The sequence below is a fragment of the Nodosilinea sp. P-1105 genome (genome assembly GCF_012911975.1).
Classification (GTDB): Bacteria; Cyanobacteriota; Cyanobacteriia; order Phormidesmidales; family Phormidesmidaceae; genus Nodosilinea.
The window spans coordinates 1-20,657 of record NZ_SMDQ01000064.1 but is presented as its reverse complement, the minus strand read 5'-3'; the positions used below and the strand labels follow the sequence as shown (position 1 = coordinate 20,657).

Here is a 20,657-nt window from a genome sequence, read left to right as displayed (position 1 = left end):
CCTGATCCTAGCACCGATAGCGACAAAGGCTTCTGGTTGGTGTTATCTGGAGCCTAGAAAAAGACTTAAGATTTGCCCTGGGTGCTGATCAGCAACACCCATCATAAAAAGAGCAGTCGCCAAGGATCGGTGACTGCCTGTGAGATAAATGACTTGAGTAACTTGGGGCTCAAATGACTTGGGCTGGATTAGCTCGGCTAACAATGTACGCCTTGGGTCCAGTGGCAATCAGGCCGTCCTAGTACTCTGCGGCATAAGTCGGCCAACCATTCCTGATACCTGATATCTAAAACCTGACACCTTCAGCAAAGGTGGTCATATTTCCGCCAGCCAGTACTAGTAGGCAAACTCGCCTTAGTAGGCTAAGGTTTCTAAGGTTTCTCTGAGATAGCGGCGGACGAGATTATCTAAGGGAGCCGCGTCAGCCTCTCCGTCGGGCAGTTCACCCTTCCAGCTTTTGAAGCCAGAGCTACTAGCGATCGCGCATTTCAAGCTATACCAAATGCGTGCATGGTCCGAGAGCTGATTCGCGTTTGCAGAGCGAGTTACTGCCATATCTGCCTCAAGAAATGTTTCAGGTAAACAGTGAGAAAACTTAAGTGAGCGGCCAATGTGGGTTGAGCCAGCATCTTTTACGCCCGCATCTGTCACAGTAGATGCCCGGAGCCTGAGTCCGGAGTGCCAGGGCATAGGGATGGACCCACTTATCCTTTTCCAACATAGCGCAATTGCCTTGGGATAATTGTGACAAAAACCACACTTTGACATCCAGATGACTCTTGGCCTCAGGGATATGACGAGGTTGGCGGCTATGTCAGCGCTTTGGCCGACCTCTAGAGATCGACACATCAACAGCGTTAGCCTCAGTGGGATGGGAACCCAGGCCTTCGAGGTCTTGGTTTTCCAGGACTGTGGGCTTTTTCTGGGGTGTCTGGTCAACCGATGGGGAGGTAACCCTAGGGGGGGTAGCAACGGCGCTGGTATCGTTGGGAGCGCCAGCCTCCAGGCTGGTAAGCCAAGGGTGGGGCATGTCATGGGACTGGTCTGCGGTCAACGGGGTAGCCGTTGCCGCGACATCTTCTAGATCGGCGGCTACATTCTCGGTAGGGGGGTGGACCGTCGGTAAAATCTGCCCTAATTGCAGACCCGGGAAATAGGTAAAGTCAGCGGTGATAGCCTCAACGGGGTAGGGCGATACCTCTGGAAACCGCTGATTAGCTGTTGCCATCACCAGTAAGACGGCCACAGGCACCTGCAAAAATAGATTGGCCAGCAGAAAGCCCAGGGACGCGATCGCTACTCCCCCTAGCCGCCCCCAGCCTGCAAAGGGCGTAATATCTGCTGCTAAAACAGTTAGGGTATTAATCTGCCCCAACCCCCAGAGCAACGGTAGAGGCACCAGTACTGCTAAAGCCCTTACCCAACCCTGGTGAAACAGGGTCAACAGCTGCCGCTGGTCAAGGGTTAAGGCACTCGGCTTTAGGGTTAATAATGGCAGACTAAAAATGTAAAAGGGCTTCCGGAGCTGCATCCACAACACCGGCAACACCCCGATCGCAGTTATTACCACTCGTTCCAGGGTTGGCCAGGTGGGGTAATCGACCGCCAACCCTAGCAGGCAGAGGTCCAACCACAAAGGAACCGTAGCTACACCAGCTAGGTGTAGCCACAGGTAGGGGTCATAGCGAAAGGCGGTCATCGGTTTACGCCATGGTGAGGGTACGTCGCTTAGTCACCAGACGATAGGCATCAATGATATCGCCCTCTTTCCAGTCACTAAAGTTGTCGATCCCGATACCGCATTCAAATCCAGCCGCTACATCCTTGACATCCTCTTTCATCCGCTTCAGCGAGTCGAGCTTGCCAGTGTAAACCACGTCACCACCGCGCACGACCCTGAGGTTGCAGTTGCGCGTCACTTTGCCAGACAACACATAGCAGCCAGCAACGGCCCCCTTGCGAACGGGGAAGACGGCCCGCACTTCTACTTGACCCAACGGTTCTTCCACCATTTCAGGATCAAGTAAGCCTTCCATCGCCCCTTGAATATCATCCAGTAGGTTGTAGATGACTTCGTAGTCACGGATATCGACACCAAGGCGATCGGCCGACTGCCTCGCCCCTGGCGCCAGGGTGGTGTTAAAGCCGACAATGACAGCTCCACTGGCCGCAGCCAAGTCCACGTCGGTTTCGCTAATTTCCCCAGGGGCCGCCAGGAGTACCCGAATCTGCACTTCGTCCTGAGGTAACTGCTGTAGAGCCGCTAGAATCGCTTCAATTGACCCTTGCACATCTGCCTTCAGTAGCAGGTTCAGGTCTTTGAGCGCCCCTTCCTGGGCCTGGGCAGAAATGGTGTTGAGGGTGACCCGACGGGAGGCCATGGACTGCTGTAAGCGGGACTGGCGCTGCTCTAGCATGCGCTTGTCGGCCACAGCCCGGGCCGTTTTCTCGTCTGAGTACACTTCAAACTCATCCCCGGCGGCAGGAACGTCGTTCATGCCTAGCACCTCGACCGCAAAGGAAGGACCAGCCTCCTGGACCCGCTGCAAGCGATCGTCCAGCATAGCCTTTACCTTACCCAGAACTGGGCCAGCCACCAGGGAGTCACCTACCCGCAGGGTGCCGTTCTGGACCAGCAAGGAGGCCACCGGCCCCCGCGCCTTGTCGAGGTTGGCTTCAATCACAGTCCCTCGGGCAAAGCGATCGGGGTTAGCTTGCAGGTCTTCCACCTCAGCCAGCAGCACAATCATTTCCAGCAGGCTATCGAGGTTATCTCCAGCTAGGGCACTAACCGGCACCATGATAGTGTCGCCGCCCCACTCTTCCGGCACCAGACCGTGTTCCATCAGTTCTTGCTTCACCCGGTCGGGGTTGGCGGTTTCCTTATCGACCTTGTTGATCGCCACAATCAAAGGCACCTCAGCCGCCTTGGCATGGCTGATTGCTTCGATGGTCTGGGGCCGTACCCCGTCATCGGCAGCCACCACCAAAATGGCAATGTCAGTCACCCGTGTACCCCGGGCCCGCATGGCGGTAAAGGCTTCGTGACCCGGGGTGTCGAGGAAGACAATCTGATGAATTGAGTCCTCATGCTCCACATCGACGTGGTAAGCCCCGATGTGCTGGGTAATGCCCCCAGCTTCCCCTTGGGCCACCTTGGTTTTCCGGATGGAATCCAGTAGGGTGGTTTTACCGTGATCTACGTGGCCCATGATTGTGACCACTGGCGGTCGCCGCTGCAGGTTATCCAGGTCGGCCTCGTCGAGCATTTCGGTGACTTTTTTAGCTTCTGACTCTGCTTCGCTGGTTTCCACCAGGACATCAAACTCCTCGGCCACCATTTTGGCGGTTTCAATGTCTAGGGTCTGGTTGATATTGGCGGCAATTCCCTTGAAGAACAGAGATTTAATTAGCTCAGTCTCAGGGACTAGGATGCGATCGGCCAATTCGTGCACTGTCAGCCCTTCGCTCAGCACGATTAGCTCGGGACGCTCTTGTTTGGGCGTTGCGTCACGGCGATCGCGACGTGAGCGGGAACTACTGCTACTATCCCGATGTTGAGGTGGTTTGTGACTCTTCACCGTGGGGGACGAGGGACGACCGCTAGACGCACTCTTAGGTTTGGGCGGACGAGCTAAAGACATAGATAGGTTAGTCACTTCAGAGGGCTGACCATCATCGCCCAGTTCTTCAGCCAGCACTTCCAGGTCCTCTTCGTCTTCATCTAAGACGGCTTGACCCCTACGCTTGGACTTGCTGGCTTTGCCAGCTTTCTCGCGCATTTCCATTTCATCATCTTCGTCATCGCGCTCCTTACGCTTGTGGCGCGGCGGCGACGGACGACGCAATCGTGATTCAGCATCAAGGGCATCAACCCCAATCACAGAGATGGAATCGCTCCCATCAGATGTTGTCCCTGACTTGGCTGTCTCTTCCTTAGCGGCAGGCTCCTCTGTCTGAGGACGGCGCAGTTTAGGCTTAGGCTTCAAGCGAGGGACATCATCCTCAGCATCAATTTCACGAATTGGGATGGTGCCCCGGGATGGGCGGGCCTCATCGGCTGCAGGCTTACTCTCGCCCCGCTTAATCACCGGACGAGGAGGACGAGGAGCCTCTATTTTCTGGGACTCATCGTCATCGTCAGCAGCTCGCCCACGGCTAGGAGGCACTACCAGCTCCGGTTTTGGCTTAGGTGGCGATAGAGGCTTCTCAAGCCTTGGGGCTTCTGCCTCGATATCGCTTGACTCCTGGTTGACAGGTTGGCTATCGACATCCTGGGAGGCCACCGCAGGACGGTTGGGGGAAAGTTGCGGCTTGGGTTTTTTCACCTCCAGCCGATCCGTTTGCTCTTCAGATTCCTCAGGGCGACTGGGAGGACGGGATAAGCCCTCGGTCGCGGGCCGCTGAGGCTTACTGGGAGCTGCCGAGGTTGAGGCCGCTGGCGGTGCCGCCGCCGCAGATTCAGACTTAGGCGTGACGCGATGGCGACGAATTTCTAAAATTTGCTGCTTTTGTTCTGGCCGACGCCCATTTTTGGCTGGCATTGGCCGAGGCCGCGCAGGCCGGGTCGGCCCACTACTACTGCGCACCTGCTTTGCCTCCTGGCGAATCTGGTCAGCTTCTGACTCAGGGATGGTGCTGCTGTGACTCTTCACGGCAATATCGAGGCGATCGCAAATCGCCAAAATGTCTTTGTTATCCAAATTTAGTTCCCGCGATAACTCGTAAATTCTTACTTTGCCGTTCATTCACATCTCCCTACGCTAGTCAAGCTTATTTCATAAAACCAACCTGCTTTTTTCAACAAAACTACATCAAACCATTCTGTCGAATACGCTAGTTCTAGACTGGTATTGTAAACCACGCCTAGGCGGACCTGGGGTTTTGTAAGCAAGTTTACCGACTTTGTTGGCTCCATCGGGTGCCGACCCTAGAGGATTGGGTGTTTCCCACCCACTTGGCTGAGCTCAACCACTATCCTAGGGCTGTTTTTCAATGGAAGACCTTACGGATCGGCACATGACCCTATTTCAAAGTCTAAACCCATGTTCTCATCATAGCGACCTTCCAACCATTGCCCCAGGGTTTTATAGACGTTGTCAGGTACTTTAGCCCTGAGGGCACGACCGAGACGATTTTTGCGCTGAGCGGCCCGCAAACAGTCCTGGGTAGGACAGAGGTAAGCCGAGCGGCCCATACCTTCCCCCAGGCGCACCTCTCCCCCTGGATAGACTCGTACCACGCGCCAGAAATCTGCTTTTGGGGCAACCCGTCGGCAGCTCACACAGCGTCGGTAATTTGGTTTCATAGGGTCGTTGTCTGTCTGTTAAGTGAGTGGATCGGGGTAGTCTTGAGCGGTGTCAGCCACGTCATTGGAGGCTGGAGCGTCGGCCTGGGGGGGTGCCACCGGCTGATCAGGGGCGATGGTTGGGGGTAGATTAGCCTCCTCTACATCAGAGATATCGTCCGATATACCTGGTGCGGGTACATCTGGTGCGGGTACATCTGGTGCGATCGCCACTTCTCCCTCGGGCTGCAGGACAGTCTCATCCTCATCATCGCTGTAGATTTCGGCCGCCGCTTCCTCTAGGGCTTTAATTTTAGCTGCAATGGAAGACATGGCGGGTGCTTCTGTTGCAGCGGGTGTGGCCAGTTCTGATGTGGCTTCTGTGGCAGCGGCTCTGGCGGCGGCTTCTGCCGCAGCCACCTCTTTTGCTGCGATTAGATCGGCCAGCTTACGATCTTCGGCATCGTAGTCATACTTTCCAGAATCTTTGATATCAATTTTCCAGCCTGTTAAGCGAGCCGCCAGGCGTACATTTTGGCCTTCTTTACCAATGGCCAAACTGAGCTGATCTTCCGGCACTAAGACATGGGCTTGACGATCATCGGGGTTCATCAACCGTACCTCGTCAACCCGGGCCGGACTGAGAGCGTTAGAAATATATGTGGCTGGATCAGGAGACCAGCGGATAACATCAATTTTTTCCCCCCGCAGTTCATTGACGACCACCTGAATCCGTGATCCCCGTGCCCCAATACAGGCACCCACTGGATCCACATCACGCTCTAGGGTATCCACGGCAATTTTAGTTCGGGGTCCGACGGATCGAGAAGGGGGGTTTGCTTCCCGCGCTACCGCTACAATCCGGACGATTTCATCTTCAATTTCTGGTACTTCATTGGTAAACAGTTCCACCACCAGCGCGGCATCGGCGCGCGATACCAGGAGCTGGGGTCCCCGGTGGGAGCCTTCTGAAACCCGCTTCAGGGCCACTCGGAAAGTCGCATTGGCGCGATAGTTGTCGTTGGGCAGTTGATCCCGCTTCAGCAGTTCTGCTTCTACCTCAGGTTGGCCGACACCGCTGCTCACAGCCATGATCACCGACTGCCGCTCAAATCGCAGTACCCGAGCCGAGAGAATACTGCCCTCTAAATCTTGAAATTCTTCTTGGATCAGTTTTCGTTGCTGGTCACGCAGTTTTTGAGCCAGGACTTGCTTGGTCTGGATCGCAGCCATGCGCCCAAAGTCCCGCTGGTCAGGGGTGACATCTAGAACCACTGTATCACCTGCCTGGGCTTCGGGGGCCACCTCCCGCACTTCGGCTAGGGAAATTTGATGGTCTTGGCTGGTGACTTCCTCGACGATGGTTTTGGTGGCTAACACCCGAAACCCTTGCTCACCGTAGTCATCAACATCAATTTCAATGTCAAAGTTGTCGAAATACTCTTCGTCAAAGTGAATGCCCATCTGCTGGGTTCGACGAAAACGCTCGTAGCCCTTTAGCAATGCCTCCCGTAGGGCGTTTTCCACCGCATGCTTGGGCAGATTGCGCTCCCGGCTGATGACATCGATCATCTCTAGTAAATTGGGCAGGTTAACCAAGGACATAAACTTCTAACCTCTACAAATGAAAATGCTTAGGCATAGGGACAATGGAGGGGGATCGCTAGTCAGGACTCTGGTCGCTCAGTTCCACTGACCGAACTAATTCTCTGGGTAGGGTAATGGTTTTGCCTTTTTGGCTAATCACCACAGCGGACTCGTCTCGTCTGACCAATTGCCCTACCCACAACACCTTGCCCCGGTGGGGTTCCGCCAAAATCACCTCGACCATAAACCCCTTAAAGACCACAAAGTCTCGATCGGTCTCAAGGGCTGAAGAAACGCCAGGACTTGAAACTTCGAGCACGTAGGCATCAGGAATCAACGCTGTGGTATCCAGGGCCGCCTCTAGGGCTTGACTCATTTTTTCGCAGTCGTCTAGCCCGGTGTCTTCGTTTTCGAGGCTGCGCACGTCAATTCGCAGGACTGGTGGGGACTGATTTGTTTGAAAAACCGCCTCGACCACTTCCAACCCCAGTTGGTCGGCAACGGGGGCCGCTAACGCTAGAATTTGTGGAATTAGGGGATGGGGCATAGGGCGGATCGCAATTTTTGGCCAATAAAAAAGTGGGCGTTGACCCACCTCCCAAAACATTACTGCTACAGGAACTCGAGCCCGAGGGATCGAGTTACACTATTCTAGCGAACTGTGGCTGAAATGGGCTATCCCCAGGCAGGATTAGCCAACGAGCCATAGCGCTGTAGAGCCAAACAAGCGGCCCCAGTGATCCCAGCCTGGTTGCCCAACTCAGCGACCACCACCTGTAACCCTGGCCGGGAACTTGGCAATACCCGCCGCTCTAGCTCATCCAGAGTGGTGGGCAAAAATAGCTCGGTGGCGGCACTGATGCCGCCGCCTAAAATAATCGCCTCTGGGGTGAGGACGTAGACCAAACTCGCTAAGCCGGCCCCTAGCCAACGGCCATAGGTACGCCAAAATGCGATCGCAGCGGCATCTCCAGCCTTGGCCTGGTTAAACAGCGTGGCTGGGGTGAGCCCCGTTTCCCGTTGGATGGCTTGCACGGAGCAGTGCTGTTCTAGGGAGCCCTGGTTGCCGCTGTTACAAGGGGGGCCGTCTGGGTTCAGGGTAATTAAACCCAATTCTCCGGCGGTGCCTTGGCGGCCCACAAACAGTTGGCCATTCAAGATAACCGCCCCTCCCACCCCAGTGCCCAGGGTCAGCATAATTAAATCTTGGTAGGCCCGCCCCGCCCCCAGCCAAGACTCCCCTAGTCCAGCGCAGTTAGCGTCATTGGCCACGATGACGGGGCGACCGATTTTGGCTTCCAGGTGATCAGCAATGGGGACATCGGTCCATCCGGTTAGGTTAATCGCTACCCGAGCAATACGGCCATTGGCGTCAGCAGGGCCAGGGGTGCCCACCCCAATGGCGATCGCGGACTGATCAGGGTCTAGGGCGGCTATGGCCTCTGCCATGGCTGTAATCACCGCCGAAGGGGTGGACGGTTGAGGGGTTGGCACCGTTAGATCTTTTAAGCAGTGGCCAGTCTGGGTAAACCGCCCCAGCTTGATGGCTGATCCGCCCAAATCAACCCCAATCACCTGTGGTTCTGACGTTGCCAATTGTGTTTCCTCCCGAACTTAGCAATGCCTGACCCAATCGCTCAAGGGCTGGTAGGCCGACGGGGGGCTGCCCCAGCCAAGGGCATTATCTCAGATTGTTGGCGGCTGCCGTCGGGTGACTGCTGCCGCTTGAAACGCCTGACAGTACTGCTGATAGCCGCCGGGAAACACTACATTCAGGGTCAGGGGATCATCGCGATCGCGGGGGTCACCGGGGCCTTCGGTGACCACAGGGGTACCAGCGCGGGTTTCTAGGCGTAAGGCTTTGCGGTTTTTGAGTTCGCCACCGCTGCTGTCAATGTAGGTGACCAGGTTGCCAGTGCCAAACTGCTGACCGATGGCTTGAATTAAATAGAGGAAGTTGCGATCGCTACCACCCCGCTGGGCCACTGGCTGGCCATTTTGGCTGACCACTGTACTGGTGACTGTATCCCCAACCCCAACCATGGTGGGCATCAAGGCCGGATCAAAGGCGTTGACCACTAACGCCAGCAGATCGTCATGGCTGTGGGGAGCTTGGCGCACACTGAAGTCTTTGCCTAAAGGAAAGGTTCCGGTTTTTTGGGCATAGTAACGGTTGAGCAGGGCCAGCACCCCCGCCTCTTTGATCGCCCCCCGCAGCATGAACTGGAAGTCGGTGGTGCCTGACCCCTGACCATCGCTAAACCAGACAATTTCTTTACCGTCGGCCCCGCGGCCATGGTTGGGGGCATAGTGGACGAAGAATGAATCCGCCAACCCTTGCTCTGCCGCTTGGGCCAGGAGTTCTTCCATCAACCCGTGCATCTCGTGCTGCAGTGCCGTGTACAGCGGCCGATGTTGCTGGAGCAGCCCGTGGAAGGTGTTCAGGTTGGCCGTGGGAGACGCCATGTTGTCTAGGGCAGAGGCGTCGATGCCGACCTGGAGATCCCCTGGGGCGATCGCGTCAGGGTGTTGACTAAAGAACTGTTGCAACCGCGATCGAATCGCATCGGGTACCGCCGCCAAAAACGCTAATTCTGCCTCACTCACCCCTGGGTGGCTGACATCCCCAGCGCGAGTCTGCCACTGCACGCCCCCGGCGGCCAACCCTGGCAGGTAGCGCTGCTCTGCCTTGACCCGTTCTTTGTTGCCGTAGGCCCGCTCGACAATGGCATTGATGCCCCGCTGACCTGTATGTTCACCGTTGGTCAACACATAAAAATGACCGTCAAAGGCTTGGGTCGCCTCCACATAGGCCGGATCAATGGTGCGATTTAGGGGATCATTAACCAGCCCCATACACACCCCGTCTAAATCCTGAATAATCAAGAGATTCGCAGTGGTTGCCAAATACTCGATCCAGGCCTGGTGATCGAGGGAATAGGTTTGCTGATGTAGGGGCAAAGAGGTCAAAGAAGCCATAAATCAATAGCAGATGAGTAAATTTAAAGATTTTTCACCCTAATCTACCAAGTTAGATAGGGCTAAACTATCCACCCCAGGAAATAAAATAAAACCCCGGCCTAGGCCGGGGTGATGGAGGAATCCAAGCAGGACATTGCTCAGACTGAATTAGGTATTCCAAGCTGGGCTTGGTTTATAACCACTATTCAAAAGGGGATGGGTCTAGGCAATGCTGGTAAACACCAGAGCTCCCAGAACACCCACTGCTCCTGTGGCAATCAGGATATTGTTAAACAGCCGACCAGATTCAGCGTTGTTGCCGAGGGCCTTATCCTCTTTACCGCCGGTAAAGAAGAGTGACCAGGCTTGGTTGGCATTAATTGCTTCGGCACTATTGAAGCTGGGTCGAAACACAACCGGGCCGAACAGATCTTTGGTAGAGAAATCAAAATCGCTTTGCATGAGGAAGACTCCTAGCTAGAGTTGCTAAACAAATAAACAGTGGTGAGAACAGGTACAAACGCTCAGGGGAGATGACTGACTCCCGCCGGGGATAGCTCTAGACCGCGATGACTAGCCAAGCGCATCCTGCCCTTGAAGTGGGAGACAGATCACCAATTACAGGTGCGTTAGCCAGGTGACAACACCATGGCCAGTCAGCGCTTCAAACAAAATGGCGGAAACAAAACCAACCATGGCCAGTCGGCCATTTAGTTTTTCGGCGTAGGCGTTAAAACCAAACTGCTGAGTGTCGTCTACATAGACCTTGGGCTCAATGGCGTAATTGTTGAGGCGATCGCCTTCTTCGACGACGTATCCACGGTATGTCATGGGAGTTCTCCGTTGCTGTTGAATCTAATGTAACACAATGTAAACAAATATTGCAAGTTTTGTAACATTTGATTGACTTTGGCGATCAAAGTTTGTAGAAGGGGTAGATCCGGAGGCGGAAGTCGGATCTGTCACCTGTAAGGCCTCTGTTTACAGAAGCCTGAAACAGAGGCCTGTAGACGGACTCTGTCAGTGGATTTGCAAGTAAATCTGTAAGCGGGGTGCTGGCTAAGCTGATGGGACGAGTTCGTCTCCCGTGACCTGATCCCATCAGGGATTGCCCCATAGGCTGATCGACTACACGCAGTTGAAACTGCATGCAACTCAATCTGTGAGCGTTGTCAGCGTTTTGCTAGCCCTAGCTAAAATCTGAGTTCAATGAAGACCAACAGATCTAGCCATAGCTGTAGGTGAGGTGTTGACTGATCTCAAGGGCTTGCTGACGGAGAGTCTGAAGCTTGGCTAGGGCTTGGCCTGAAACCAAGCTGGCCTGGGCCTGGGCTAGGCCAGCGTCGAGGGTTGCCGCCGCCCCCCCCTGCCAGAGGTAAAAGCCAGCATTCCACACTGCGGTTTTTTGTAATTCTGAAGCATGGCCCGACAACACATCCAACAGCCGTTGCCCTAGGGACGCCTCTGCCCCCAACACCACATCCTCTCCTTCAAAGCCATAGTCGCGGGGGGGCAACAGCAACCGTTCAAACTGTCCCTGGCGGTTGATCCCGACGATCGCCGTTCTGGCCCGGGCTAAATCACAGCTGCCCTCTGACCCTTTGACGCTGATCCAGTTGGTCTGTCCGCGCAGGGCAAAGGTTTGGCGGGCCAATGCTTCAGTAGGGGGATGGACAAACCCCATCACGAGCGTGTGGGCACCACCATAGGGGGACCACATCAGTTCTACCGTGGCAAAGGGGGGGCGCTTACCAATTTGGTCCCGGTAGGGCACCAGGCTGTGGGCGGCAGGAAAATGCTGGGGCAGATAGACAAAACCGATATCCGTACGATTCAGGAGCAGGTGGGCTTGGGGGAGGGTTAGGTGCCTGAGATTGACACCTAACTGCTGCCAGAGTTCAACTAAAGGGATGCCGGCTTTGGTGGGCATGCGATCGCCGCCATGGAGTACTACCGGTATCCCGGCTGCTGCCAGAATTAGGGCTGTAACCGGGGTTACTGGAGCTGTGCGCGATCGCCCATCATAGGGGCAACTCAGCACCAACGCTGGGCGACCATCGTCAATACTTGGCAGGGTTGGTCCTAGGGTTTGGTAAGCATCGAGGGTACCCGCCAACTCCTCTGGGGTAGGGCGTTTGATCCGGTGGGCAATCATAAAAGCCCCAATCTGGGCCGGAGTAGCCACCTGGGTCAGCATCATCTGGGTGGCTTGATCGGCTTCTGCGCGGGTCAGAGGTTTAGAGGTATGGCTACCGCTACCCACTTTTTTCAATAGCTCTCGAAAGTCATCACTCATGGCCTGATTCCCTTAACCTATTATCACTGCCCGATGGTGATCTAGATTGCCTGATGGTGGTCTAGTTAGATACAGTGGCTGCGCCTGTGATCCAATTAGTTGATGACGTTTTGATAGACCAACCTGTCACCAGTTCATGAAAACGGCGGATAGGTGGAATAGCCATGCGATCGCGGGTGGTCACCAGTACGACGGCTCGACGTAGTACCGGCAATTCTGTCGGGCGAATGGCCACAGTGGGATCTTGCCGACATTCAACCAGGGCTGATTGGGGCAAAAGAGCGACAAAATTGCCTTGACGAATCACCCCCCGAAAAGCTTCTAACGTATTTAATTCCATCGCCACATTTAGCTCTTCTCCCCGGTTTTGAAACTGCTGCTGCACCAATCGCTGCATGCCATAGCCATCTTTAAAGATAATGTGTGGAAACCGTGACAGCATCTCCCAGGAAATTTTAGGTTGGCTGGCCAGGGGATGGTTAGCGCCCACTAGCACTTCGATGGATTCTTCAAACAAAGGGGTGACCACCATTTCGGGTTGGGTGGTTAGTCGGGGATTATCCATCACAATGGCCAAATCCACGAGTCCATCTCGCAGCACTTTCAGGGAGCGATCGCTGCCCAAAGCCGTAACCCGTAACTGCACCTGTGGATAATCGTGACAAAACTGCTGTAACACCGGAGGCAGCAGGGTAGAACACACCGACTGGATGGCCGCAACACAGAGTTCTGGCTGCTTCCCCGCCATTAAATCAGCAATATCGCGAGATACTTGAATCCAGTCTTGATAAATTCGTTTGGCCTTAGGCAACAGCTGCTCCCCGGCCACCGTTAGTTTGGCCTGCCCGCCTCGGTGAAACAGCGGTGCATCTAGCTCCGCTTCTAACGCCTGGACTTGGCGACTGACAGTAGACTGGGTCACCTGGCACTGCTGAGCTGCTGCTTGAAAACTGCCGGTTTCTGCTACGGCTAAAAAGGCCTGAAGCTGCTCTATACGCATCGGTTCTCGACTCAATGTCAGGCAGGCCAGCATCAGTCGGCCAAGGGAGCTACCGATGACGGCTTACCTGTGGGTGCCCACCAGACTAAGAGGATTCCCGCTTATACCCTATTCAGCCATGGGCTAACCCCACGCCTGCGATTAAATTTAATATTTAGGCAGGACTGAATAGACAAGGCTAAATTTGAGTGGGAATCTTCTATAACCTCGTGGATGTCCCTTATTGATTAACAGATAGTGTGACCACCATTGGTATCAAAAGTGGCGGAAATTCAAGCCGGTCATACTACGCGACTGTTGCTTGGTTATAGAAGCCAGGCTCTAGGCCCACTGGCGGAGGGCCGCTTCTGCATGGAGTCTCACCCCATCGTCGGCATCCCCTAGCCAAAGCCGCAGATAAGGCACCGCTCTGGTCTGTCCCACCTGGCCCATAGCCGTTACCAATTGTCGCCGCAGCACACTTTGATCAGCTGTCGTTGGCAGGGACTCTAACCAATTGACGAAATACATCATCACCTGAGGGTGTAGATCAGGGGCAGTGATCAGGGATAGACCCTGCACCATTACCAGCCGCAGGTCCACGCTAGCGGTGGGCCAAGCCGAAACGATCCCCGCCAAAGCCTGGGGCGTGGCCTGCCAGCATAGGGCTCGTGTTGCCGCAATCCGTAGGGGGCCAAGGGTAGTGGCCTGCCTCAAGACAGCTAACAGTGCCTGGGTCGCAGCTGGTAGGGTAGAACGGCCTAAGCCATGGGCGGCTCGCTGGGCAACCGTTAAGCTGGCATCCTTTAGCCGGGGTGCTAACCAGGCAACCCAATGGTGTGGATCAACCTGAGACCTAAGGTTGACGAGGCCATCTAAGGCCGCCAAGCGGACCTGGGGAGAAGGATCATCCAGAGATTGGCAAATTGCAGGCAACACCATCGGGTCATTAAATTGGGCCACAGCGGCGATCGCGATCGCTCGGATTTCGCCTTGTCTTTGGTCAAGTCCCCGCAGCAGCGGCAGAATGGTATCGGGATGTTGAATTTGCGCCAGAGCCTGCACCGCCACAGAACTATGACACGGTTCGTCGAGCAACTGGGCTAGTGCCCCAATGGCCGGCTGACCAATGGTTGTCAGCGCTTTGCCAATGGCTTGGTGTAGTTCATGATCACGGGTGTAGGTAAACGCCTGAATCAGCCCAGAAATGACCTCTGGACTGTTAAAACTGCCCAGACTACGGGCTGCAAACCAGCGGGTCTCCCAACTGGCATTGGTGTCATGCAGTACCGCTAACAATTCGGCTACGGCGTCATCGCCTAGCTCAGCCACTTGCTTAGCCCCTTCCCAGCGATCATGAAAGCTACCAAAGCGCAGTGTTTCTATCACGGCGTAGAGAGCCTGGTCGTCTAAACGATCAGACGTCGTGGAAATCAAGGGGGGGTGGGAAGATGAAGCCAAGAATGCTCTCCAGGGATAGTACAGCTAACTACAAGGTACCGAGATTAAGATACCGAGACTAACCTGCTTGCACGTTAACCATTAACCCATATCTTGCTGATCTGATGAATCTAGGGATAGACCAACAGGTAGCACTGGCATGCAGTTGACGCAGGGCCACCTTGCACTTTTCGCATTACCCCTAATAAAGCGTATCTAAGTATACAAAAGTCCTTGGGGGTGACGTTTAGGCTAGTTTGCATTCGGGTTTAATCGCAAAATTAACGTAATTTTGGCAAACAACATAAATTTTGACATGGGTTGATAATTGGTTTTATTGAAGCCTTGTGAAACAACTTCTTTCGATTGAAGTCTTGGTTGGAAGTTTTAAAAGTTTTAGTTGAAAATCTGTTTTCTTGAAGGGATTTGTTCCATGTATCTAAGCTCGATTTATGAGTTTTTTGGTCTGGATTGTTCGATGTAAGTTGTCTAGATGGCTCAGTATTTTTCTTGCTCTCGAGCGCTTTTGATATGACTCATTAGTCTTGGTGATTGAATGAATGTATCTTAAGTTAGCTGTTGCTATGAACTTCTCTCGCTACTTGCACTACTTGACTTCTCTCATTGCCAGTCAAGGTAATGATGATAATCAAGACTGCTGTTCAATAACAGCCTTGGCCACCGGCTTTCCAGATGGTGGATTTTTGATGGAACTGTTTGATAAAACTTTTAAGTAAGATTTGAGTTGTGGCTGAAAGTTAGCTTCAAGTGTGTATCAGAAGTAGAGATTACAGTGGCTAAAAAGGTGAATTTGCCCTAAATTGACTGACTTGTATTTTGTTGGACTGTTGCTAGAACGGTGTGCCTGTGACGACTTCTATTGATATGGCCAAAGATACCGCCAAAACCAAGTTGAATAAGTTCGAAAAGTTTAAAGCTGAGAAAGATGGGCTGGCCGTTAAGCAAGACCTAGAGCATTTTGCCACCGTTGGCTGGGAAGCTGTCGATGATACCGATCTGACCCAAAGGCTTAAGTGGCTGGGGATATTTTTTCGACCCGTTACCCCTGGCAAGTTCATGTTGCGGATGCGGATGCCCAGTGGAGTCCTTACAGGGTTCAAGGCGCGCACCCTGGGAGCCATTATTCAGCGGTATGGAGAAGATGGTAGTGCCGACATTACGACTCGGCAAAATATTCAGCTGCGGGGCATTTTATTAAACGATATTCCAGATATTTTTCGGCAGCTAGAGGCGGCTGGCATGACGTCGGTCCAGTCGGGCATGGATAATGTGCGCAATATCACGGGTTCCCCAGTGGCTGGGTTGGATGCTAACGAACTGATCGACACCCAGGGACTAGTGCGCAAAGTGCAGGACATGATTACCAACAATGGGGAGGGCAATCCAGCCTTTACTAACTTGCCTCGCAAGTTCAACATTGCCATCGAGGGGGGGCGTGATAACTCTATCCACGCTGAGATCAACGATATCGCCTTCGTACCAGCCTATCGGGAAGGGCAATTGGGCTTTAATGTTTTGGTGGGCGGTTTCTTTTCGGCCCGCCGCTGTGAGGCTGCCATTCCCTTGCATGCTTGGGTACCTCCTGACGATAGCGTCGTCGAGTTGTGCCGGGCCATCCTAGAGGTGTATCGGGACCATGGCCCTCGGGTTAATCGCCAGAAGGCTAGGCTAATGTGGTTGATCGATGAATGGGGTCTAGATCGGTTTCGAGCTGTTGTGGAAGAGGCCTATGGTCGCCCCCTGCTTTCTGCCGCCCCTGAGGATGAGATTGATTGGGACAAGCGAGACCACATCGGGGTTTATCCTCAAAAGCAGGTGGGCTTGAACTATGTGGGGCTGCATGTGCCGGTGGGGCGCTTACAAGCCACGGATTTATTCGACCTGGCCCGCCTGGCTGAAGTGTATGGGAGTGGTGAAATTCGCCTGACCGTCGAGCAGAATGTGATTATTCCCAATGTGGCCGACTCGCGCTTGCCGGTGCTACTGCAAGAGCCTTTATTGCAAAGGTTTTCAATTGATCCTTCCCCCTTATCTCGGGCTTTGGTGTCCTGTACCGGCGCACAGTTTTGTAACTTTGCGCTGGTTGAAACCAAACAGCGAGCCCTGGCCCTGGCCACCGCCTTAGATGCTGAACTTAGCCTCCCCCAGCCAGTCCGCATTCATTGGACTGGCTGCCCTAACTCCTGTGGACAGCCCCAGGTGGCAGACATTGGGCTGATGGGGACCAAGGTGCGCAAAGAGGGCAAAACAGTGGAAGGGGTAGATATCTTTATGGGGGGTAAGGTCGGTAAGGACGCCCATTTGGGGGAAAAGGTGCAGCAGGGTATTCCCTGTGATGAGTTGCATGATGTGCTGCGATCGCTGTTGATGGAGCATTTCCAGGCTGAGCCTCGACCCCAGGGTAGCGCGGATACCGCTGCTAACGGCTCTGTATCTGTGACTGCTGATTAGTTCCACAAGGGCGTTGGCGATTGGGCCGGGGCGCGCCATGGCGGTCGGGTATCGTCATGGTGCTAGAAAAAAAAATGCCCCGCTACCAAGCAAGTTGGGTCAGAGCACACAGTTTGCATTATTGTCATGACCTTAGCATAAAAGTCTGGCCCAGTCATCGGGAATTTAGTTGACGTTATGATCACTCCTGCCAAAACCCTGTGTCCCTACTGTGGTGTTGGCTGTGGCCTGGATGTTCTACCGCCGGCCCAGCCCAACCGCCCCACCAACCGAGACCAGGCGGGTAATCCCCTCTGGCAAACTCGGGGCGATCGCAACCATCCATCCAGCAAGGGGATGGTGTGTGTCAAAGGGGCCACAGTCGCTGAAGCGTTGGATCAAGATAGGCTAAAATACCCCTTACTGCGCCGGTCTTTAGCGGACCCCTTCGAGCGGGTGTCTTGGGATACGGCCTTGGCTTCGATCGTCGATCAGATTCAAGCGGTGCGTCGTACCCAGGGGCCAGAGGCCATTTGTATGTATGGTTCTGGGCAGTTTCAAACAGAGGACTACTACACGGCCCAGAAATTGGTCAAGGGCTGTCTGGGCACGAATAATTTTGATGCCAACTCGCGGCTGTGCATGTCGTCGGCTGTGGCTGGATACCTACATAGCTTTGGTGCCGATGGCCCCCCCTGCTGCTACGATGACCTGGAAGCGACCGACTGTGCTTTTTTAATTGGTACCAATGCGGCTGAATGTCACCCCATTGTCTTTAACCGGCTGAAAAAACACCATAAGCGCAATGGGCAGGTCAAGTTAATTGTGGTTGATCCCCGGCGCACCGAAACCGCCAAGCAGGCAGACATCCACTTAGGCATTCGTCCCGGCACTGACATTACACTGATGAATGGCATTGCTCACCTGCTGTTGAGTTGGGGAGCCATCGATCCTGAATTTATCGACGGTTGTACCCGTGGCTTTGCCGATTACACCACTGTCCTACGTCACTATCCGCCCAGCATTGTGGCCGAGCGTTGTGGGATTACGGTGGCATCTTTAGAGGCGGTCGCCCAGGCTTGGGCCGAGGCTAAGGCCGCCCTATCCCTATGGTCCATGGGCTTGAACCAATCGTCGGAAGGGACAGCCAAAGTCCGGGCCTTAATTAATTTACACTTGATGACCGGGCACTTGGGTCGCCCTGGGGCAGGGCCATTTTCCCTGACTGGACAACCCAATGCCATGGGAGGCCGCGAAGCGGGCGGTCTATCTCACATTTTGCCGGGATATCGACTGGTGCAAAATCCCCAGCACCGTCAAGCCTTGGAGACTTTTTGGCAGCTGCCCCCCGGTAGCATTGCGGCTGCCCCCGGCCTCACCATTAGCGATATGGTACTGGCCTTAGAGCAGGGGCAAGTAGGGCTGCTGTGGATTGCCGCCACTAACCCAGCGGTCAGCCTGCCGGATCTAAATCGGGCCAAGGCGGCTCTGCGGCGATCGCCCTTCACCATCTACCAAGACGCCTACTATCCTACGGAAACAGCGGCCTATGCCCACCTGTTACTCCCCAGTGCCCAGTGGGGGGAAAAGACAGGCACCATGACTAATTCCGAGCGCACCGTTACCCTCTGCACGGCCTTTCGACCGCCGCCGGGGGAAGCCCGACCTGACTGGGAGATATTCGCCGAGGTGGGTCGTCGCCTGGGGTTTGTCGAGCAATTTGCCTTTGACTCAGCTGCAGAGGTGTATGCCGAATTTACCCAGATCACCGCTGGTCGCCCCTGTGATGTCACTGGTATTAGCCACGATCGCCTGGCCGATTTAGGCCCAATCCAGTGGCCCTGCCCTGCCCAAGAAACGGCCGACACCGCCGCCACCAAACACGACAAGCGACTCTATACCAATGGTATTTTTGCCACCGATGATGGTCGAGCCCGATTTGCCGCGCTCCATGAGCGGGGGCTGGCAGAACCACCGGACGATCGGTATCCCTTTGTGCTGACCACCGGACGGCTCTATGGCCACTGGCACACCCAAACCCGCACCGGCCGAATTCCTAAAATTCAAAAAATGCACCCCGCTCCCTTTTTGGAAATCAATCCCAGGGATGCTCAGCAGCTGCGGATTCAGTCGGGGGAATGGGTGGAAGTGCGATCGCAGCGAGGGACCGTGCGCCTACCGGTTCTGGTCACCCAAAATATGCGGCGAGGCACCCTGTTTGTGCCGATGCATTGGGGTAGCCTCTGGGCTGATGGGGCTGAGTGTAACGCCCTCACCCACCCTGAAGCTTGCCCAGTCTCTCGTCAGCCAGAACTGAAGGCCTGCGCCGTGCAGGTAATACCGCTAGACCAATCTACGCCAACGTCCGCGTCCGCGTCAGAGGGTACCCCAACGGCTTTACCAGAGCCCAACCCATCCTCTATGCTCTCAGCAGCACCTACCCCTTAAAGCGTTTTTTCCCATGGTTCATTGGGCTCGGCAACTGCGTAACCAGCTCAAAGATGAGATGTTCCTCAGGCGGTTGCATCAGTTCGAAGGCAGCATCTCAAAGCTGCTGTCGTTAGGCATGATTGTCGTGATTTTGGCGCTCGTCGCTGATCTGGTGGTGGTGCTAACCCAAACCATCATCGATACCGACCCTGGTGCCTTTGTCGGGCAAACGGTGCTAGATATTTTTGGGCTGTTTTTAAGTGTCTTGATTGCCCTAGAAATTTTAGAAAATATCACGGCTTACATTCGTAAACATGTCATCCAGGTGGAGTTGGTAATTGCCACAGCCCTGATTGCGGTGGGTCGAAAATTTATCATCCTTGATTTATCGAAAACCTCCGGGGTAACCATCATTGGCTTAGCCCTGGCGATCTTTGCCCTAGCCGACATTGCCAGAGCCACCAGGGTCTCTGAGAGTTGGCTACAAGGCCATGTCAACGCTCGCTGCGAGACCGTGCCAAATGTCCCCAAGCCTCAAGGCAATAAGCAGTCAGAGAGCAGTTGGTGAAAAGGGAAGACCCTATCTTTTCCTCTGTTCTTTACTAAAATGCACCACCACTTTATGAAACTCATTTTTTTGATGAAGCTTTGACAATCTATGGGAGAAGATACTGATTTCAGATGCTACACCGGGAATGATACATGTGGGTAAGTCAAAAACCGGGCAAACCCATTCCATCGACTTCCTATACAGAAACCCACTTATTAGCTGAACGCTCTAACTTAACAACCTAACACCGGACTGCCCCTGGTCGAAAGACCAGGGGCAGTCCGCTTGAATAGCCTGCCAGGGCGGACACACCGGTCCGCCCCTACGCCATTCGTCGTCTGGGGGAGATTCCTTCGCGGCTCGATCCCCTGGCAGGGCGGACACACCGGTCCGCCCCTACACCACAGGCTCATGCATTTCCTCACAAAAAGCGGTGCATTGCGGCCCCAGGTTGACCGCCAATACCTAGACCCTGACCGCTAATGCACCCTACAGCTTCAATTCAAAATCCAAAATCCAAAATCCAAAACCTCCCCAACTCCCCAACTCCCCAACTCCCCATCTCCCCAACTCCCCATCTCCCCATCTCCCCAACTCCCCATCTCCTCCATCACCCCATCACCCCATCACCCCATCACCCCATCACCCCATCACCCCATCACCCCATCACCCCATC

17 protein-coding genes are annotated in these 20,657 nt (G+C 54.4%); 4 read left to right on the top strand and 13 right to left on the bottom strand.

Going from position 1 to position 20,657, the window contains the following annotated elements; genetic code table 11:
• Positions 1-354 precede the first annotated feature (354 nt).
• The 13 genes from E1H13_RS20945 to E1H13_RS20885 all read right to left on the bottom strand — a co-directional run bounded on the left by E1H13_RS20945 (position 355) and on the right by E1H13_RS20885 (position 14,571).
• The gene (locus tag E1H13_RS20945; RefSeq protein ID WP_169616309.1) at positions 355-555 is read right to left on the bottom strand and encodes a hypothetical protein; all 201 of its coding nucleotides are present in this window, start codon (positions 553-555) and stop codon (positions 355-357) included.
• A gap of 259 nt (positions 556-814) precedes the next feature.
• Positions 815-1,699, bottom strand: a complete 885-nt coding sequence (locus E1H13_RS20940) for a low-complexity tail membrane protein (protein ID WP_169616307.1) — start codon at positions 1,697-1,699, stop codon at positions 815-817.
• A gap of 4 nt (positions 1,700-1,703) precedes the next feature.
• Positions 1,704-4,748, bottom strand: a complete 3,045-nt coding sequence (infB, locus tag E1H13_RS20935) for a translation initiation factor IF-2 (protein ID WP_169616305.1) — start codon at positions 4,746-4,748, stop codon at positions 1,704-1,706.
• Between the two features lie 257 nt (positions 4,749-5,005).
• Positions 5,006-5,308 carry a YlxR family protein gene (locus tag E1H13_RS20930; RefSeq protein ID WP_169616303.1) on the bottom strand — a complete coding sequence of 101 codons (303 nt, stop codon included), beginning with the start codon at positions 5,306-5,308 and terminating at the stop codon, positions 5,006-5,008.
• An 18-nt stretch (positions 5,309-5,326) separates the two neighbouring features.
• On the bottom strand, positions 5,327-6,892 hold the full coding sequence (gene nusA, locus E1H13_RS20925) for a transcription termination factor NusA (RefSeq protein WP_169616301.1): 1,566 nt from the start codon (positions 6,890-6,892) through the stop codon (positions 5,327-5,329).
• 58 nt (positions 6,893-6,950) lie between these two features.
• The gene (gene rimP / locus E1H13_RS20920) at positions 6,951-7,421 is read right to left on the bottom strand and encodes a ribosome maturation factor RimP (protein WP_169616300.1); all 471 of its coding nucleotides are present in this window, start codon (positions 7,419-7,421) and stop codon (positions 6,951-6,953) included.
• A 128-nt stretch (positions 7,422-7,549) separates the two neighbouring features.
• A complete protein-coding gene (locus E1H13_RS20915) occupies positions 7,550-8,470 on the bottom strand; it encodes an ROK family protein (RefSeq protein WP_169616298.1) in 921 nt (306 codons plus the stop codon).
• 90 nt (positions 8,471-8,560) lie between these two features.
• Complete coding sequence (gene stpA / locus E1H13_RS20910) at positions 8,561-9,835, bottom strand: glucosylglycerol 3-phosphatase (RefSeq protein ID WP_206070781.1); 1,275 nt, start codon at positions 9,833-9,835, stop codon at positions 8,561-8,563.
• A 222-nt stretch (positions 9,836-10,057) separates the two neighbouring features.
• Positions 10,058-10,297, bottom strand: a complete 240-nt coding sequence (locus E1H13_RS20905) for a hypothetical protein (protein ID WP_169616294.1) — start codon at positions 10,295-10,297, stop codon at positions 10,058-10,060.
• Between the two features lie 156 nt (positions 10,298-10,453).
• Entirely contained in the window at positions 10,454-10,666 is a 213-nt protein-coding gene (locus E1H13_RS20900) for a chlorophyll a/b-binding protein (protein WP_169616292.1), read from the bottom strand.
• 394 nt (positions 10,667-11,060) lie between these two features.
• A complete protein-coding gene (locus tag E1H13_RS20895) occupies positions 11,061-12,131 on the bottom strand; it encodes an anthranilate phosphoribosyltransferase family protein (protein WP_169616290.1) in 1,071 nt (356 codons plus the stop codon).
• Between the two features lie 61 nt (positions 12,132-12,192).
• Positions 12,193-13,131: a LysR family transcriptional regulator gene (locus tag E1H13_RS20890; protein WP_169616288.1), complete on the bottom strand. Its 939-nt coding sequence runs from the start codon at positions 13,129-13,131 to the stop codon at positions 12,193-12,195.
• 321 nt (positions 13,132-13,452) lie between these two features.
• Positions 13,453-14,571, bottom strand: a complete 1,119-nt coding sequence (locus E1H13_RS20885) for a HEAT repeat domain-containing protein (protein WP_169616286.1) — start codon at positions 14,569-14,571, stop codon at positions 13,453-13,455.
• 563 nt (positions 14,572-15,134) lie between these two features.
• On the opposite strand from E1H13_RS20885, the gene E1H13_RS20880 reads away from it, so the two are divergent.
• From E1H13_RS20880 to E1H13_RS20865, 4 genes are all read left to right on the top strand, one after another.
• The gene (locus tag E1H13_RS20880) at positions 15,135-15,287 is read left to right on the top strand and encodes a hypothetical protein (RefSeq protein WP_169616284.1); all 153 of its coding nucleotides are present in this window, start codon (positions 15,135-15,137) and stop codon (positions 15,285-15,287) included.
• 148 nt (positions 15,288-15,435) lie between these two features.
• Positions 15,436-17,022 carry a ferredoxin--nitrite reductase gene (locus tag E1H13_RS20875; RefSeq protein ID WP_169616323.1) on the top strand — a complete coding sequence of 529 codons (1,587 nt, stop codon included), beginning with the start codon at positions 15,436-15,438 and terminating at the stop codon, positions 17,020-17,022.
• Between the two features lie 177 nt (positions 17,023-17,199).
• A complete protein-coding gene (locus E1H13_RS20870; protein WP_169616282.1) occupies positions 17,200-19,449 on the top strand; it encodes a nitrate reductase in 2,250 nt (749 codons plus the stop codon).
• Positions 19,450-19,462: 13 nt separating this feature from the next.
• Complete coding sequence (locus E1H13_RS20865) at positions 19,463-19,999, top strand: phosphate-starvation-inducible PsiE family protein (RefSeq protein WP_169616280.1); 537 nt, start codon at positions 19,463-19,465, stop codon at positions 19,997-19,999.
• Positions 20,000-20,657: the final 658 nt, after the last annotated feature.

Excerpts from the sequence above, each read along its gene's own strand:
- E1H13_RS20945 (WP_169616309.1), bottom strand. The coding sequence starts at position 555 with ATGGCAGTAACTCGCTCTGCAAACGCGAATCAGCTCTCGGACCATGCA.
- E1H13_RS20940 (WP_169616307.1), bottom strand. The coding sequence starts at position 1,699 with ATGACCGCCTTTCGCTATGACCCCTACCTGTGGCTACACCTAGCTGGT.
- infB (WP_169616305.1), bottom strand. The coding sequence starts at position 4,748 with ATGAACGGCAAAGTAAGAATTTACGAGTTATCGCGGGAACTAAATTTG.
- E1H13_RS20930 (WP_169616303.1), bottom strand. The coding sequence starts at position 5,308 with ATGAAACCAAATTACCGACGCTGTGTGAGCTGCCGACGGGTTGCCCCA.
- nusA (WP_169616301.1), bottom strand. The coding sequence starts at position 6,892 with ATGTCCTTGGTTAACCTGCCCAATTTACTAGAGATGATCGATGTCATC.
- rimP (WP_169616300.1), bottom strand. The coding sequence starts at position 7,421 with ATGCCCCATCCCCTAATTCCACAAATTCTAGCGTTAGCGGCCCCCGTT.
- E1H13_RS20905 (WP_169616294.1), bottom strand. The coding sequence starts at position 10,297 with ATGCAAAGCGATTTTGATTTCTCTACCAAAGATCTGTTCGGCCCGGTT.
- E1H13_RS20900 (WP_169616292.1), bottom strand. The coding sequence starts at position 10,666 with ATGACATACCGTGGATACGTCGTCGAAGAAGGCGATCGCCTCAACAAT.
- E1H13_RS20895 (WP_169616290.1), bottom strand. The coding sequence starts at position 12,131 with ATGAGTGATGACTTTCGAGAGCTATTGAAAAAAGTGGGTAGCGGTAGC.
- E1H13_RS20890 (WP_169616288.1), bottom strand. The coding sequence starts at position 13,131 with ATGCGTATAGAGCAGCTTCAGGCCTTTTTAGCCGTAGCAGAAACCGGC.
- E1H13_RS20880 (WP_169616284.1), top strand. The coding sequence starts at position 15,135 with ATGAACTTCTCTCGCTACTTGCACTACTTGACTTCTCTCATTGCCAGT.
- E1H13_RS20875 (WP_169616323.1), top strand. The coding sequence starts at position 15,436 with ATGGCCAAAGATACCGCCAAAACCAAGTTGAATAAGTTCGAAAAGTTT.
- E1H13_RS20870 (WP_169616282.1), top strand. The coding sequence starts at position 17,200 with ATGATCACTCCTGCCAAAACCCTGTGTCCCTACTGTGGTGTTGGCTGT.
- E1H13_RS20865 (WP_169616280.1), top strand. The coding sequence starts at position 19,463 with ATGGTTCATTGGGCTCGGCAACTGCGTAACCAGCTCAAAGATGAGATG.